Raw genomic sequence first — 16,673 nt, forward strand, 5'->3', positions numbered from 1 at the left:
GCTTCTCCGCTGCCCGGTTGCTCGGCTCGTCGGCTGCTCGGCTACTCGGCTACTCGGCTACGACGATCTGTGCGACTCCCCTGCGGGCGAGGGTCGTTCAGAGCTCGATGCAGGTCCGCAGCGACTCACCCGTACGCATCTGGTCCAGCGCGTCGTTGACGCCGTCGAGCCGGACCCGGTGGGTGATCATCGACTCCAGGTCGATGCGGCCGGCCCGCCAGAGCGCGACGGCCCGTTCGTAGGAGCGCAGGACGTCTCCGCCGCCGAACATGGACGGCAGGATGCGCTTCTCGTCGAAGAACAGCTCGAACATGTTGAGTTGCAGGTGGTCGTCCATGGCCCCGGCCCCGACGACGCAGAGGGTGCCGCCGCGCCGGGTGGTGTCGTACGCGGTACGGGCGGTGGCGGACCTGCCGACGACCTCGAAGACGTAGTCGAAGCCCTCGCCGCCGGTGATCCGCTGCTTGGCGTCGTCCAGTTCGCCGGGGGCGACCGCCTCGGTGGCGCCGAAGCGGAGGGCGGCCTCACGGCGGGAGGCCACGGGATCGACGGCCACGATCTGGGCGGCGCCCCGGGCCCGGGCGCCCTGGATCGCGGAGATGCCGACACCGCCGCACCCGATGACCGCGACCGACGAACCGGCCTCCACCTGGGCCGTGTTGATGGCCGCGCCGAGGCCGGTGGTGACCCCGCAGCCGATCAGGGCGGCGATCTCGAACGGTACGTCGTCGGGGACCGGCACGGCGCAGGCGGCGTCGACGACGACCTCCTCGGCGAAGGTGCCGGTGCCGGCGAAACCGAAGACATCGCCGCCGGGGCGCTTGAAGTTGGGGGTGCCCGCGTTCATGAAGCCCGCCAGACAGAGGTGGGTCTGGCCGCGCCGGCACGACGGACAGACGCCGCAGGCGGGGAGCCAGCAGACGAGGACGCGGTCGCCGGCGCTCAGCCCGGTCACCCCGTCGCCGACGTCGAGGACCTCGCCCGCGCCCTCGTGTCCGGGGACGAAGGGCGCGGGCTGCGGGAGGACGCCGCTCATCGCCGAGAGGTCGGAGTGGCAGAGGCCGGTGGCGCGGATGCGCAGCCTCACCTTGCCGGGGCCGAAGCCCACCGCCTCCACGTCGTCGAGGACTTCGAGCTTCTCCTGGCCTGTCTCGTGCAGTACGGCTGCGCGCATGGCTGCGGCTCCCCTCACATCGTCGGCTGCGCCGGATTCTCCGGAGTGCGCGGGCGCGCTCCGGTGTGCTTCTGTCGTGCCTTGAGGTTGCGCTGGAGGTCGTGCCCGGAGGCGGTGCTGGATGCCGTGCCCGGAGGCGGTGCCGAAGGTCGCGCCCGGGGGCGTGGCCTGAGGCCGTGCCTGGGTCGTGGCGTGTTCAGGAGTGCTCGACGAGCGTGTCCGCGAGGACCGGCGCGTCGTCGCGTTCGGCGGCGGTGACCGTGACGTGGACACGGCCGTCGTCGGCCCACATCCGGATGCGGAGGGTCTCGCCGGGGAAGACCACCCCGGCGAACCGGGTGCGGTAGGCGGTGACCCGGGAGGCGTCGCCGTCCAGCAGGGTGTCGGTGACGGCCTTCAGGGTCATGCCGTACGTGCAGAGCCCGTGCAGGATCGGCCGGTCGAACCCGGCGCGCCCGGCGAAGGCCGGGTCGGCGTGGAGCGGGTTCCAGTCCCCGGAGAGGCGGTAGAGCAGCGCCTGGTCCTCGCGGATCGGGCGCTCCACGGTGCGGTCGGGGGCCCGCTCCGGCGCGGCGAGCCGGTCGGAGGGGCCGCGGTCGCCGCCGAAGCCGCCCTCGCCGCGTACGAAGATCTGGGCGTCGTTCGTCCACAGCGGTCCGTCGTCGTCGCGCGCCTCGGTCCGCAGCACGATGACGGCCGCCTTGCCCTTGTCGTACACCGCCGCGACCCGCGAGGTCTGCTCGGCGCGGCCGGTCGCCGGGAGGGGGCGGTGGACGCGCACGGCCTGTCCGCCGTGCAGGACGGCGGCGAGGTCCACGTCGATGCCCTGCGCCCCCATGCCGCCGAACGCCGCCGTGCCCGCCCCGGCGACGGTGGCGAAGCTCGGCAGCACCTGGAGCCGGGACTCCAGGGTGTAGCGCAGTTCGCCGGGGTCCGTGGCGGGGGTGCCCGCGCCGATACCGAGGTGGTAGAGCTGGACGTCCTTGTGGCCCCAGGCGATCTCGGCCCGGCGGGGTTCGGCGGCGAGGGCCGCCGGCACATCGATGGGCATGGCGAAGCAGCTCCTTGATGTCCTTGACCGTGGAAGACCTCGGCACGGCCGTCCGCACCGTCGGCCGCGCCGAGGTCGCGCGGTGACCGGCAGACCGCGCTCGTTCTAGAACGCGTTCTAGCCGGTGGCCCATGTATAACGCAGGCCCCGGAAGTTGGGAAGACCACTGACGCGCCGTCAGTTCATCGCCGAGAAGCCGCCATCCCTCCTACGCGGTGCGGCGCGCCCTTCGGTGGTTCGGCAGCCAGAGCAGCATCACGACCGTCCCGAACAGCAGCACCCCGCTCGCCGTGCGGAAGGCCATGGCGTACCCGGCGGTGACCTCGGCCGGGTCGCCGGAGCCCGCGGTGCGCGCGGCGGCGACGGTCGAGAGCACCGCGAGGCCCAGCGCGCCGCCCATCGTGCGGGAGGTGTTGACCAGGCCCGAGACGAGCCCGGCGTCGCCCGGGTCCGCGCCGGAGGTGGCGAGGGTGGCGAGCGGGGTGGAGGCGAGGCCGGCCCCGGCCATCATGAGGACGCCGGGCAGGCAGATCGCGGTGAGGTAGGAGCCCTCCACACCCAGCGTGGACTGCCAGCCGAAGCCCGCCGCAGCGATCAGGGTGCCGGCGACGGCGAGGCTCTTCGCCCCGGTCCGCACCATGAGGCGGGGGGCCAGTTTCGAGCCGATGATGACGGCGGCCGAGGTCGGCATCAGCGCGAGACCGGCCTCCAGGGGCGTGTAGCCGAGGACGTTCTGGGCGTACACCGTCATGAAGTACCACATGGCGAAGGTCGCCGAACCCATGAGCAGCATGGCGGCGTTGGCGGAGGAGACGGCCCGTACGGAGAAGACGCGGAGCGGCACCAGCGGGACGGCCGTCCGCGCCTCGACCAGGACGAAGAGGGCCAGCAGCCCGAGTCCGGCGAGCAGCGGCACCAGGGTGACCGCGGCCGCCCACCCCTCGGCCTCGGTCTGGACGATGCCGTACGCGACGGCGGCGAGGCCCGCGGTGGCGAGGACCGCGCCCAGCAGGTCGATGCGGCGGCGGTCGCCCGCGCGCCCCTCGGTGATCCACAGGGCGGCGGCGAGCAGGACGACGGCGCCGACGGGCACGTTGATGAGCAGGACCCAGCGCCAGGAGAGGGCGTCGGTGAGGGCCCCGCCGATGAGTCCGCCGGCCGCGCCGCCGCCCGCTCCGACCGCCATCCAGGTGCCGATCGCCTTGGTCCGCGCCGGGCCCTCGGGCACCGCAGCGGTGAGGATGGTGAGGGTGGCGGGGGCGAGGACGGCGGCCCCGAGGCCCTGCGCGGCGCGGGCGGCGAGGAGTTGCCAGCCCTCCTGGGCGAGGCCGCCCGCGAGGGAGGCCGCGGTGAAGACGCCGAGTCCGACGAGGAACATCAGCTTGCGCCCGTAGATGTCGGCGGCCCGGCCGCCCAGGAGCATGAACCCGGCGAACGCGATCGAATAGGCGTTGACGACCCATTGGAGGCCCGCCGCGCTGAGCCCCAGGTCGGCGCGCATGGAGGGCAGGGCCACATTGACGACGGAGACGTCGAGGACGACGAGGAACTGGCCGGTGCACGCGGCGAGCACCACGGCCCAGGTGCCGGGGCGTATTCGGGAGGGGGTGGGCGGGGCGGAGACGGGCGTGGAGACATCGGGCATGGGGTCATGCTCCCAGGCGGCGTACGACCCGTACATCGGGTAGGGGCCCGGGGCCGCGCCGAGCCGCCCGGGGCCCGGACCGGTTCACCGGCCGAGCCCGGACGCACGTCGCCCGAGTCCCGGGCGCAGCTCACCGGCCGAGCCCCCCGGCCCGGCCGCCCGGCCGCCCGGGCACCCGGCGGCCCACAGCCCTCGCCACACGGCTCCCCGCTCCGGCCGCAGCCCTCGGCCCATGGCCCTCGCTCCCCGGCCCCCGCCCCCGCCCCCGGCGTGGCAGATCCCCCATATCCCCGTATACGCGGCCATAGTGGTTCGCTATGAGTACGGAGAGCGCCCACGTGCCCCCAGGCCAGCCCCCCTCCGGCCCCGCGGATCCCGAATCCGCCGCGGAGCCCGGGTCGGATTCCTCGCCGGACCGGGTGGTGGTGACGATCGGGGCGCTGGGCGTCATCGGCGTCGTGCTGTGGGCGGCCCTGGGCAAGCACTCCTTCGAAAGCACCTCGAACGCGGCCCTCCCCTGGGTGCTCGACAACTTCGCGTGGCTCTTCGTCATCGCCGCCGATGTGTTCCTGGTGCTGTGCCTGATGATCGCCTTCAGCCGCTTCGGCCGGATCCGGCTCAGCAGGGACGACTCGCCGCCGGAGTTCTCCGACTTCTCGTGGATCGCGATGATGTTCAGCGCCGGCATGGGCATCGGGCTGATCTTCTACGGCGTCGGGGAGCCGGTCGCGCACTATCTGACTCCGCCGCCCTCCAGCGGGGCGGACCCGCAGACGGCCGGGGCGGCGAGCGCCGCCATGGAGTACTCCTTCTTCCACTGGACCCTCACCCCGTGGGCGATCTACGGGATCGTGGGGCTGGCCCTGGGGTACGCGAGCTTCCGCAAGGGCCGGGGCAACCGGCTGAGCGCCGTGTTCGTCCCCCTCATCGGCGAGCGCCGGGCGAACGGCCTCTTCGGGAAGGTCCTGGATCTGCTCGCCGTCTTCGCCACGGTCTTCGGCACCGCGACGAGCCTGGGGCTGGGCGCGCTCCAGATCGCCATCGGGCTGGACCTGACGGCGGGCGTCGGTCAGAGCACCGGCGTCGAGCTGGTCATCATCGCCGTGCTCAGCGCGGCGTTCGTGCTCTCCGCCTTCACCGGTCTGCACGGCGGGGTGAAGTGGCTCAGCTCGATCAACCTCGTCATCGCGGCGGCCCTCATGGTCTTCGTCTTCTTCGCCGGGCCGACCGTCTACCTCCTGGACGTGCTGCCGTCCTCGGTCGGCGGCTACCTGGACGAGCTCCTGCCGATGGCCTCGCGCACCGGCGCGTTCGGCGACCAGGACTGGCTGGGCTCCTGGACGATCTTCTACTGGGCCTGGTGGCTGTCCTGGGCCCCCTTCGTCGGCACGTTCATCGCGCGCATCTCCAAGGGCCGCACGATCCGCGAGTTCCTCCTCGCCGTGCTGCTCATCCCGAGCGGGGCGACCGCCCTGTGGTTCGTGGTGCTCGGCGGCACCGGCATCCGGCTCGCCGAGACGGGCGTCGTCGACATGGCCGAGAAGGCGAAGGAGGGGACGGAGGCGACGCTGTTCGCGATGCTGGACGCCCTCCCGGTGGGCACGGTGACGGCCTGGGTCGCGATGATCCTGATCATGATGTACTTCGTGACCAGCGCGGACTCCGCCTCCCTCGTCATGGGCTCGCTGACCAGCCGGGGCGCCCTGCACCCGCGCCGCTGGCTCGTCGTCACCTGGGGGCTCCTCATGGCGGCGGTCGCCGCCGCTCTGCTGGTGGCCGGCGGACTGGAGTCCCTCCAGAGCGCGACGATCCTGGTCGCCCTGCCCTTCGTCGTGGTGATGCTCTTCCTCTGCTGGTCCCTGCTGCGGGAGCTGCGCACCGACCCCGGCGGCGGCCCCAAGCGCAGCGAGGGCCTGCACGGGATGCGGGACGCCGTACGCGTCATGGTCGGCGAGGAGCTGGGCAACCAGCCGGCCTCCCGCCACCGCCATCTGCGCCGCGCGGCCGCCGCCCGTGCGACGAGCGGCGAGGACGACCGGGACGCCGAGAGCTGACGCGGCGCGGCTCGGACTTGAGCCGTACGCGTCAGCTCAGGCGCGCCGCAGCAGGGTGACCACCGCCGCCCCGCCGAGGCCGATGTTGTGGGCGAGGGCGGTCCGCGCCCCGGGGACCTGGCGGGCGCCCGCCTCGCCGCGCAGTTGCCAGGTCAGCTCGGCGGCCTGGGCGAGGCCGGTCGCGCCCAGCGGGTGCCCCTTGGAGATCAGCCCGCCGGACGGGTTCACCACCCAGCGCCCGCCGTACGTCGTCGCCCCGGACTCCACGAGCTTGCCGGACTCCCCCACCGCGCACAGGCCCAGCGCCTCGTAGGTGAGGAGTTCGTTGACGGAGAAGCAGTCGTGCAGCTCGATGACGTCGAGATCGTCCGGACCGAGTCCCGAGGCGGCGTACACCTGCCGGGCGGCCGCCCGGGACATCGGGAAGCCGACCGCGTCGACGCAGCTGCCGGAGGCGAAGGACTCCTCGGTGTCGGTGGTCATGGTCTGGGCGACGATCTCCACGGCCCGGTCCCCGAGACCGTGGAGGTCGGCGAACCGTTCGGAGACGACGACGGCCGCCGCGGCCCCGTCCGAGGTGGGCGAGCACTGGAGCTTGGTGAGGGGGCGGTGGACGGTACGGGAGGCCAGGACCTCCTCGACCGTGTACGGGTCCTGGAACTGCGCGTACGGGTTGTTCACCGAGTGCCGGTGGTTCTTGGCCCCGACGGCCGCGAGCTGCGCGGGCGTCGTCCCGTACCGCTCCATGTGCTCGCGGGCCGCGTTGCCGAAGATCTGGGCGGTGGGCGGGGACGCCTCGAAGCCGTGGGCGGCGGCCATGATCCCGTAGTGCCGGGCGACGGGCGAGCCGGCGAGGTCCCCGCCGCCGCCCGTGCCGCCGCCCAGCGCGCCCCGGGTCATCTTCTCGAAGCCGACCGTGAGGACGCAGTCGCTGCCGCCGCCCTCGACGAACTGCCGGGCCAGCATCAGGGCGGTGGAGCCGGTGGCGCAGTTGTTGTTGACGTTGTAGACGGGTATGCCGGTCAACCCCATCTCGTAGACGGCCCGTTGTCCGGCGGTGGAGGGCTGGAAGCAGTATCCGGCGGGGACGTGCTCGACCTGGTCGTAGCGGACGCGGGCGTCCTCCAGGGCGGCGGTGGCCGCCTCGCGGACCATGTCCGGGTAGCTCCAGTCGCGGGTCTCGGGCTTCTCGAACTTCGTCATGCCGACGCCGACGATGTACGCCTTCATGGTCCGACTCCTCCTGTGGGGTGGTCAGTCGCGGGGCAGGCCGAGGATGCGCTCGGCGACGACGTTGAGCTGGATCTGCGTGGTGCCGCCGGCGATGGTCAGGCAGCGCGACATCAGGAAGCCGTGAAGGGCCCGCTCCCCCGCTCCCGGTTCGTCCACCGCCCCGTCGGGGCCGAGGATTTCGAGGGCGAGTTCGGCGACCTTCTGCTGGTGGACGGTCTGGACGAGCTTGCGGACGGAGGCTCCGGCCCCCGGCGCGCGGCCGGAGACCTGCTGGAGCGTGGTGCGCAGCCCGATGCAGGCGAGCGCGTGGGCCTCGGCGGCGAGCAGGCCGATCCTGGCGCGGCTCACATCGTCGACCGCCCCGGCGCCGACCGTCCCGTCGCCGGTCGGCCCGTCACTCTCGGCGGAGCGGGCGATGAGCGCTTCGAGCCCGGTGTCGAAGGTCATCTGGTCGGCCATGTGGACGCGTTCGTTGCCGAGGGTGTGGCGGGCGACCCGCCAGCCGTCGCCGACCTCCCCGACGACGGCGTCCGGGGGCAGGAGCACGTCGTCGAAGTACACCTCGTTGAAGAGGGACGCCCCGGTGATCTCCTTCAGCGGCCGGATGCCGATGCCCCGGGACCGCTTCATGTCGACCAGGAAGTAGGTCAGGCCGCGGTGTTTGGGCGCGTCCGGGTCGGTGCGGGCGAGCAGGATGCCGTGGTCGGCGGTGCGGGCGGCGCTCGTCCAGACCTTCTGTCCGGTGATCCGCCACCCCTCGTCGGTCCGGACGGCACGGGTGCGCAGGGCGGCGAGGTCGGATCCGGCCTCGGGTTCGGAGAAGAGCTGGCACCACTGGAGGTCGCCGCGCAGGGTGGCCGGCAGATAGCGCTCGCGCTGCTCGTCGGAGCCGTACGCGAGGAGGGAGGGGACCACCCAGGTGGCGATGGACAGGTCGCTGAGCCGGACGCCCTGGGCCCGCGACTCCTGCTGGATCGCCAGCTGTTGCACGGGTCCGGCGCCGAGGCCGTACGGGGCGGGGAGGTGCGGGGCCGCGTACCCGGTGGCGGCGAGGGCGCGGCGGGCCTCGCGCGGTCCGAGGCCCCGGGCGGCGGCGAGGTGGGGGCGGGCCTCGGCACGGTGGCGGGCGGCCTCGGCGGGGAGTTCCAGGGCGAGTTCGCGGCGGGCCCCGCCCTCGGCGAGGCGGGTGGCGCGCAGCCGGTGGTGGTCGGCGGGGCCGAGGAGCTGGCGGGCGAGGACGGCCCGGCGCAGTTGGAGGTGGGCGTCGTGCTCCCAGGTGAAGCCGATGCCGCCGAGGATCTGGATGGCGTCCTTGGCGCAGGTGTACGCGACTTCGGGTGCGGTGGCGGCGGCGAGCGCGGCGACGAGCCCGCGCGCCCCGGCGTCCTCTCCGGCGGCGCGGGCCGCGTCCCAGGTGAGGGCGCGGGCCTGTTCGAGGCGGACGAGCATGTCGGCGCAGAGGTGCTTGACCGCCTGGAACGCTCCGATGGGCCGCCCGAACTGCTCCCGTACGAGGGCGTGTTCGGTGGCGGTGCGCAGGCTGAGGGCGGCGGTTCCGCAGGCGTCGGCGGCGAACAGGACCGCTGCCAGGTCGCCGGGGAGCGCCGGGTCGGGCAGGGGGACGGTCCGGTGCGCCGGTACGTGGACGGCGTCGGCGCGCACCTCGGCGGTGGGCCGGGCCGGGTCGGCGCTGCGGTGCGGGCGGACGGCGAGCCCGGCCGTCCCGGCGTCCAGGAGGAACCAGCGCTCGCCGTCGGGCGCGGCGGCGGGCAGCAGGATCAGGTCGGCCGCGTCGGCGCCGAGGACGGGGGGTGCGACGCCGTCGAGCCGGTGTCCGCCCGGGGCGGGGGTGGCGGTGAGGGTGCCGGGGCCGAGGGCGAGGGCGGCGGTGCGGTCGCCCGCGGCGAACTCCCGGAGCGGTCCGGCCGCGTGCTCCGCCCCGGCCTCCGCCGCGCGGTGCAGCACGGCGGAGGTGAGCACGGTGGCGAGGTACGGGCCGGGGAGCATGGCGTACGCCGCCTCCTCCAGGACGACCGCGAGGTCCAGGAGGTCCCCGCCCCCGCCGCCGTACGCCTCGGGCAGGTGGATGCCGGTGAGCCCCTGGGCGGCGAGCCCCTTCCAGTGGGCGGGGCGGGAGCCGGGGGCGGACGGGCCCTGTGCGTCGAGGAGTTCGCGGGTCTCGCCGGGCGGCACGGCCCGGGCCAGCCACCCCCGTACGGAGTCCGCCAGCGCGCGGTGCTCCTCGGTGATCCCGATGCCGGTGCCGATACCCGTACCGATGCCCATGCGCGTCTCCGCCGGTCGCAGCCACTGGAACGAGCGCAGAGTAGAACACGTTCCAATCCGACGGAAGGTCGGAACATAGGAGAGTTCCAGCCGGAATAGAGCGGCACAGGGAAGCGTTCACCATGCACACACTTGGGGGGAGCCCGGGTGACGACGGCTGCCCGGGAGGCCCCACGCATGCGACGGACGCGACGAATACACACCGCCGGGCAGCCGATCGACCCGTCGAAACCGCGCTCCGGCTCCGTCGTGACCGTCCTCGCCTTCGCCGGCATCACCGTCGCCGTCATGCAGACCCTGCTCGTGCCGGTCATCAAGGACCTGCCGGTCCTGCTGGGCACGACCCCCGCCAACGCCACCTGGGTGATGACGGCCACGCTGCTCGCGGGGGCGGTCTCGACCCCGATCATGGGGCGGCTCGGCGACCTCCACGGCAAGCGGCGCATGCTGCTCGCCTCGCTCGCGGTCATGGTGGCCGGTTCGCTGATCTGCGCCTCCACCGACGACCTGGTCGTGATGATCACCGGACGCGCGCTCCAGGGCTTCGCCATGGGCGCGATCCCGCTCGGCATCGGCATCATGCGCGACGAACTGCCCCGCGAGAAGCTCGGGTCGGCGATGGGCCTGATGAGCTCGTCGATCGGGGTGGGCGGCGGACTCGCCCTGCCCGCCGCCGCCCTGGTCGCCCAACACGCGGACTGGCACGCCCTGTTCCTGGGCGCGGCCGGGCTGGGGCTGCTCGCGATGGCGCTCACGTACGCCTTCGTCCCCGAACCACCGCTGCGCGCGCCCGGCTCCTTCGACGTCGTCGGCGCCCTCGGCCTCTCGCTCGGCCTGGTCCTCCTGCTGCTGCCGGTCACCAAGGGCAGCGACTGGGGCTGGACCTCCGCGCCGACCCTGGGGCTGCTGGCCGCGTCCGTGGTCACGCTGGTGCTGTGGGGGCTGTTCGAACTGCGGACCCCGGCGCCGCTCGTCGATCTGCGCACCACCGCCCGCCGCGAGGTGCTGCTCACCAACCTCGCGTCGATCATGGTCGGGGTCGCCTTCTACGCGGTCTCGCTGGTGCTGCCGCAACTGCTCCAGCTGCCCGTCTCCACCGGCTACGGCCTCGGGCAGTCCATGGTGGTCGCCGGGCTCTGCGTGGCCCCGCTGGGTCTGACGATGATGTTCGTCGCCCCGCTGTACGCCCGGATCTCCGCCCGCCGCGGCCCCAAGGCCACGCTGATGCTCGGCATGCTGGTCATCGCGATCGGTTACGGGGCCGGGCTCGGCCTGCTCTCCGCCGCCTGGCAGACCGTGCTGATCGCGGTGGTGCTCGGCGCGGGCATCGGGCTCGCCTACTCCTCGCTGCCCGCCCTGATCATCGGAGCCGTCGACCCCTCGGAGACCGGCGCGGCCAACGGCCTCAACACGCTGATGCGGTCCATCGGCACCTCGGTGTCGAGCGCCGTCATCGGCATGGTCCTGGCCGACACCTCGGTGGCCATGGGGTCGGTCCGGGTCCCGTCCATGGAGGGGTTCCGGATCTCGTTCCTGATCGCCACCGGAGCGGTGCTGGTCGGCCTGGTGCTGGCCGCGTTCCTGCCCGCCCAGCGGCCGTCCGCGCGCCCGGTGCTGCTGGCGAGCAGCGCGGACGGCGACGCGCGGCGCGCGGACGGCGGCGGAGACGGGGACGGGGGCGGGAACGCGCAGGGCGCGGTCAGCGCGCCGGAGCGTCGAACCGCGGCTCCGTCGTGAGCAGTCGCGACACGTCGGAGTCCGGCGCGAGTTCCCGGGGCGCGGCGGTGCGGGAGAACAGCCGGGCGGGGCGGGCGCCCCGGACGTGGGCCCGGTCCCCGTCGACGCGGAGCCAGGAGCCCTCGCGCAGCCCGAGCACCGGTACGTCGTTCTCCTCCAGGAACTCGGTGAGCCGCTCCTCGCGGGTCTCGCCCTTGTGGGTGCTGGCCGGATCCGGGTCCAGGTAGTGCGGGTTGATCTGGAACGGGACCAGGCCCAGCGCCTCGAAGGACGGCGGCTGCACGATGGGCATGTCGTTGGAGGTGCGCAGGGTCGGGGCGGCCATGTTGGTCCCCGCGCTCGCGCCCATGTAGGGCAGCCCGCCCCGTACCGCGTCGCGCACGGCCTCGCGCAGACCGGTGCGGTAGAGCGCGTCGAGCAGCCGGAAGGAGTTGCCGCCGCCGATGAACACGGCGTCGGACGCGGCGAGTTCGGCGACCGGGTCGGGGTTCTCGTGGACGCCGCGCACGGTGATGCCGGACGGCTCCAGGGCCTCGCGGACCCGGGCGGTGTACGTGGTGTGGTCGGCGAGCGCGTACGGGACGAAGGCGAGCCGGGCGTTCGCGGGAAGGAACGCGGTGACGGTGTCCAGCGCGTGTTCCAGGTAACCGCGGCCGTACTGGGTGGAGTTGGAGAGCAGCAGCAGATTCACGAGATTCCTCGGGTACGTCGGGCGGATCGGGTCGGTCAGGTGGCGCGGGGCCGCCCGGCGCGGGACTTGGGCCGCTGCGGCGGGTGGGTGAGGCGCTGTTCCAGCAGTTGGGCGGCGTGGCGCAGGGCGTCGATCCGGTCCTCGGGCGCTCCCTGGAAGCGGTCCTCGCCGCCGCCGAGGCTGAGGCTTCCGTACGGCTCGCGCCCCAGGAACACCGGTACGGCGACGGTGGCGATCCCGGTGTCGTACTCGCCGACCGTCCAGGCGTAGCCCTGGGCCCGGATCTTGATGAACTCCGCTTCCAGCAGGTCCGGTTCGGTGACCGTGCGGTCCGTGAAGCGCGCCATGGGGCGGCCCCGGAAGAGCCGGTGGCGCTGTTCGTCGGGGAGGTGGGCGTAGTACGACTTGCTGGTCGCACCCGCGTGCGCCGGGTAGAGCTCGCCGACCAGCGGGTAGTAGCGCAGCGGTCCGGCCTCGCCCTCCTCGGCGGCCACGCACCGCATGTGGAAGCTGTCCGGGAGGCAGAACAGGACCGTGTCGCCGGTGGTGCGGCGCAGCTCCTCCAGGACCGGGCCGGCCAGCAGCTCCAGTGAGCCCGAGCGCTCCCAGAGGCGGCCCAGCCGCAGCACGGCGGGGCCGATGCGGTAGCGGCGGGTGACCGGGTCCGAGACCAGGAAGCCCCGGCCGGCCAGGGTGGCGAGCAGCCGCTGGGCGGCGGAGGTGTCCCAGCCGAACTCCTCGGCGACCTCGGTGACGCCCCAGTCGGGCCGGGTGCGCTCGAAGGCGAGCAGCACCAGGAGCGCCCGGTCGACGGTCTGCAGGGCCCCGGCGGGCGTACGCCGGTCCAGATCGAATGCGGTCATCGTCATCTCACCATTCAGACCGGAATTGCATATAGCGGGAAACCATTGCGCTCAACGCTATCCGATCCCGAATGTTGCCTCAGCACCGCGCCCCGCGCTCTTCCCCGTCGAGCGCCGGGCGGGTGTCAGGATCAGGAGAGAAGCCCCCATGTTGAAGTACGTACTGGACATCGTCGAGCTGCTGGACGATCCCCAGGTCACGGGCAAGGCGGTCGTCGGGTACCTCGACGCCGCGGCAGGGGCCGAGGGCTCGTCCGCGCAGGTCACCACCGTCATGGGCGACCAGGGCTCGACGGACTTCGTGCTCGTCCGCATCCCGGGCTCGCGCGGCCGGGCGTCGGGCGGCGACGCCCGCACCCTCGGCGTGGTGGGACGGCTCGGCGGTATCGGCGCCCGGCCCGAGGTGACCGGCCTGGTCTCCGACGCCGATGGCGCGACCGCCGCCATCGCCACGGCGGCCAAGCTGCTCGACATGCGCCGGCGCGGCGACGTGCTGCCCGGTGACGTGGTCGTCGCCACCCACATCTGCCCGAGCGCGCCGACCGAGCCGCACGACCCGGTTCCGTTCATGGGGTCGCCCGTGGACATCGCCACGATGAACCGGCACGAGGTGACCGCCGACATGGAGGCCGTGCTCTCCATCGACACCACCAAGGGCAACCGGATCATCAACCACAAGGGCCTGGCCCTGTCGCCCACCGTCAAGGAGGGCTGGGTGCTCCGGGTCGCCGAGCCGCTCGGCGAACTGCTGGCCGTGGTGACCGGTGAGCCGTTGGTCACATACCCGGTGACCACCCAGGACATCACGCCGTACGGTAACGGTGTACACCACATCAATTCGATCCTGCAGCCGGCCACCGCGACCGCCGCTCCGGTGGTCGGTCTCGCGGTCACCTCGGCCGCCGCGGTGCCGGGCTGCCAGACGGGCGCGAGTCACGAGAGCGACATCGCGTCCGCCGCCCGCTACGCCGTGGAGGTCGCCAAGGGCTTCGGCGCCGGGAGCCTGGACTTCCACGACCCGGTGGAGTTCGACAACCTCGTCCACCGCTACGGGTCGCTGGCACACCTGCAGACCCTCGGCCGCACCACCCAGGAGGTCTGATGGCATCCGCCCCGCGGGCCGACGCCCCGGCCCCCGAAACGAAGAGCATCGGCAGCGACGACTACGCGCTCTCGCGGGTCCCGCGCGACAAACGCTTCGGCTTCTGGTCGATGCTCCTGCAGTGGCTGGCCCAGTCCGGCTCGATCTCGCAGTTCACGCTGGGCGCCACCATCGGTGTCGGCATGACCTTCGGCGACGCCTTCCTCGCCTTCACACTCGGCGCGGTGATCCTGGAGATCGTGATCTTCGCGATCGGTCTGGCCGGCATGCGCGAGGGCCTGGCGACCCCTCTGCTCACCCGCTGGGCGGGCTTCGGCCGCAACGGTTCGGCCCTGGTCAGCTTCGTCATCGCGGTCAGCCTCGTCGGCTGGTTCGGCGTCCAGAACACGATCTTCGGCAACAGCGTCTCCGCGCTGGTCGGCGGCCCGTCCTGGATGTGGTGCGTGATCGCGGGCGTCGCCATCACCGCCCTGGTGATCTTCGGCTTCCGGTACATGGCCCTGTTCGCCAAGATCGTCACGCCGCTCTTCTTCGGCATGGTCGCCTGGTCGATCATCACGACGCTCAACGACCACTCGATCAGCGAACTGATCAGCTCCCCGCCGCCCGGCGAGGCGATCCCGCTGGCCGTCGCCGCCACCGCCATCGCGGGCGGCTACATGACCGGCGCGATCGTCTCCCCGGAGATGACCCGCTACAACAGGAAGGGCTCGCACGTCTTCGTGCAGAGCGCCTCCTCGATGATCCTCTCCGAGTACATCGTCGGCATGGTCGGTGTGCTCCTCGGCCACCTGGTGAAGTCCGCCGACGTCTCGCACATCGTGCTCTCCACCTCCGGCGCCTTCGGGGTGATGGTGGTCCTGATGTCCACCGCGAAGATCAACGACTGGAACCTGTACGGCTCCTCGCTCGGCGTCGTCAACTTCTTCCAGGTGGTCTTCCGCAAGCGGCTGCACCGCGGCGCCGTCACCGTCGTGCTCGGCGTCGCCGGGACGCTCCTGTCCGCGGTCGGCATCATGACCCACTTCACGGAGTTCCTCTCCCTGCTGGGCGTGATGATCCCCCCGATCGGCGGGATCATCGTCGCCGAGTACTGGGTCGTGAAGCGGATGCGCAAGCCGCTGGACGACACCCGCGAGGCAGAGACCCTCCCGGCGACCTCGCCGACCTGGGTGCCGATGTCCCTGGCCATCTGGGCCGTCGCCTTCTGCGTCGGCAAGTTCTACGACGGCGGCATACCGGCCCTCAACTCGCTGGTCGTCGCCTTCCTGCTCTACTGCGTCCTCGGCCGGCTGGGCTGGGTCACGCCGTACGGCACCTCCACCCTGAACGACGAGGACGGCGGCGACCCCTCCCCCGCCGCCCGTGAGACCACCGCGGCAGGAGCGGCATGACTCCCACCCCCGCCTCCGAGCAGGCACAGACCGAGGTCGTGGACCTCTGCGCCGAACTGATCCGGTTCGACACCTCCAACCCGACCAGCGACGAGCGCGCCGCCGCCGACTGGGTGGTGGACCGCCTCGCCGAGGTGGGCCTCGCCTCCGAGCTGGTCGAGTCCGCCCCGGGCCGGGCCAGCGTCATCGCCAGGATCGCCGGGGCCGACCCCGCCCGCGGCGCCCTCCTGGTCCACGGGCACCTGGACGTCGTCCCCGCCGACGCCTCCGAGTGGCAGGTCCCGCCGTTCTCCGGCGAGATCCGCGACGGCTACCTCTGGGGCCGGGGCGCGATCGACATGAAGGACACCGTGGCGGTCATGCTGGCCACCGCCCGGCACTTCGCCCGCACCGGCACCAGGCCGGCCCGCGACGTGGTGCTCGCCTTCCTCGCCGACGAGGAGGCGGGCGGGAAGTTCGGCGCCCACTGGCTCGTCGAGCACCGCCCGGACCTGTTCTCCGGGGTCACCGAGGCGATCGGCGAGGGCGGCGGCTTCTCCTTCGCCCTCGACGACACGCGGCGGCTGTACCCGATCGAGAACGCCCAGCGCGGCATGGCCTGGATGGAGCTCACCGCCAACGGCCGGGCGGGCCACGGCTCGTCGCCCAACGACGAGAACGCGGTCACCGACCTCGCCGAGTCCCTCACCCGGATCGGCCGCGAGACCTTCCCGATCCGGCTGATCGAACCGGTCCGCGCCCTGCTGGAGGAGGCCGCCCGGCTCTACGGCGTCCCGTTCGACGAGAACGACGTCGAGGCGAGCCTGGCCAGGCTGGGCCCGGTCGCGGACTTCATGCAGGTGGTGCTCCGCAACTCGGCGAACCCCACCATGTTCACCGCCGGCTACCAGACCAACGTCATCCCGGGGAAGGCCACCGCACGCGTCGACGGCCGCTTCCTCCCCGGCCACGAACAGGAGTTGATCGACACGATCGACAAGCTCCTGCTCCCCTCCGTGAGCCGGGAGTGGGTCAACCACGACATCGCGATGGAGACGGCGTTCGACGGCCCGCTGGTCGACGCGATGTGCGACGCCGTCCGCGCCGAGGACCCGGACGGCCACCCCGTCCCGTACTGCAACCCGGGCGGCACCGACGCCAAGGCATTCACCCACCTGGGCATCCGCTGCTTCGGCTTCAAGGGCCTGAAGCTCCCGCACGACCTGGACTACGGCCGCCTCTTCCACGGTGTGGACGAACGCGTCCCGCTGGAGGGCCTGCGCTTCGGGGTCCGCGTCATGACCCGCCTCTGGCAGAGCTGCTGACCCGGGCACACGGCTCCGCCGGAGGCCGCCCGCACCCGGGCACACCCCGCGTACGCCCCCGCCGATCCGTTCGGCGGGGGCGTACGGCACGATGGGGCGCCGTTCCGCACGCGCCCCGCCCCACCTGGAGGAACCCGTG

At 73.0% G+C, this 16,673-nt stretch carries 12 protein-coding genes; 5 read left to right on the plus strand and 7 right to left on the minus strand.

Translation table 11 applies throughout. The annotated features are described in order from the left end of the window. Positions 1-97 precede the first annotated feature (97 nt). From IF19_RS0110560 to IF19_RS0110570, 3 genes are all read right to left on the minus strand, one after another. Positions 98-1,174, minus strand: coding sequence for a Zn-dependent alcohol dehydrogenase (locus tag IF19_RS0110560; protein WP_030117900.1), 1,077 nt, complete (start codon positions 1,172-1,174; stop codon positions 98-100). 196 nt (positions 1,175-1,370) lie between these two features. Beyond that, complete coding sequence (locus tag IF19_RS0110565; protein ID WP_030117899.1) at positions 1,371-2,225, minus strand: MaoC/PaaZ C-terminal domain-containing protein; 855 nt, start codon at positions 2,223-2,225, stop codon at positions 1,371-1,373. 208 nt (positions 2,226-2,433) lie between these two features. Then, positions 2,434-3,870, minus strand: a complete 1,437-nt coding sequence (locus IF19_RS0110570) for an MFS transporter (RefSeq protein ID WP_030276443.1) — start codon at positions 3,868-3,870, stop codon at positions 2,434-2,436. 317 nt (positions 3,871-4,187) lie between these two features. Between IF19_RS0110570 and IF19_RS0110575 the strand changes: the two genes are divergently transcribed. Continuing rightward, positions 4,188-5,924, plus strand: a complete 1,737-nt coding sequence (locus IF19_RS0110575) for a BCCT family transporter (protein ID WP_030117896.1) — start codon at positions 4,188-4,190, stop codon at positions 5,922-5,924. A 36-nt stretch (positions 5,925-5,960) separates the two neighbouring features. Here the strand turns inward: IF19_RS0110575 and IF19_RS0110580 are convergent, their stop codons facing one another. Next, positions 5,961-7,154: a lipid-transfer protein gene (locus IF19_RS0110580; RefSeq protein ID WP_030117895.1), complete on the minus strand. Its 1,194-nt coding sequence runs from the start codon at positions 7,152-7,154 to the stop codon at positions 5,961-5,963. Positions 7,155-7,178: 24 nt separating this feature from the next. Next, entirely contained in the window at positions 7,179-9,443 is a 2,265-nt protein-coding gene (locus IF19_RS0110585; RefSeq protein WP_030276445.1) for an acyl-CoA dehydrogenase family protein, read from the minus strand. A gap of 177 nt (positions 9,444-9,620) precedes the next feature. On the opposite strand from IF19_RS0110585, the gene IF19_RS0110590 reads away from it, so the two are divergent. Then, complete coding sequence (locus IF19_RS0110590) at positions 9,621-11,180, plus strand: MFS transporter (protein ID WP_078580671.1); 1,560 nt, start codon at positions 9,621-9,623, stop codon at positions 11,178-11,180. Here the strand turns inward: IF19_RS0110590 and pepE are convergent. Beyond that, positions 11,143-11,871, minus strand: coding sequence for a dipeptidase PepE (pepE, locus tag IF19_RS0110595; protein WP_030117891.1), 729 nt, complete (start codon positions 11,869-11,871; stop codon positions 11,143-11,145). The genes IF19_RS0110590 and pepE overlap by 38 nt on opposite strands. A 35-nt stretch (positions 11,872-11,906) precedes the next feature. After that, complete coding sequence (locus tag IF19_RS0110600; protein ID WP_030121927.1) at positions 11,907-12,734, minus strand: IclR family transcriptional regulator; 828 nt, start codon at positions 12,732-12,734, stop codon at positions 11,907-11,909. A gap of 148 nt (positions 12,735-12,882) precedes the next feature. Here IF19_RS0110600 and IF19_RS0110605 point away from each other — a divergent pair, with 148 nt between their 5' ends. The 3 genes from IF19_RS0110605 to IF19_RS0110615 are packed head-to-tail and all read left to right on the plus strand — an operon-like array spanning position 12,883 to position 16,534. Then, positions 12,883-13,836 (plus strand): DUF1177 domain-containing protein, encoded by a 954-nt coding sequence (locus IF19_RS0110605; RefSeq protein WP_030117888.1) that lies wholly within the window; start codon positions 12,883-12,885, stop codon positions 13,834-13,836. Continuing rightward, a complete protein-coding gene (locus IF19_RS0110610; protein WP_030121926.1) occupies positions 13,836-15,230 on the plus strand; it encodes a cytosine permease in 1,395 nt (464 codons plus the stop codon). Before IF19_RS0110605 ends, IF19_RS0110610 begins: the two co-directional genes overlap by 1 nt. Beyond that, positions 15,227-16,534, plus strand: a complete 1,308-nt coding sequence (locus IF19_RS0110615) for a M20/M25/M40 family metallo-hydrolase (RefSeq protein WP_030276447.1) — start codon at positions 15,227-15,229, stop codon at positions 16,532-16,534. Before IF19_RS0110610 ends, IF19_RS0110615 begins: the two co-directional genes overlap by 4 nt. The last annotated feature ends 139 nt before the right edge of the window (positions 16,535-16,673 follow it).

This window comes from Streptomyces californicus (assembly GCF_000717645.1).
Taxonomy (GTDB): domain Bacteria; phylum Actinomycetota; class Actinomycetes; order Streptomycetales; family Streptomycetaceae; genus Streptomyces; species Streptomyces californicus.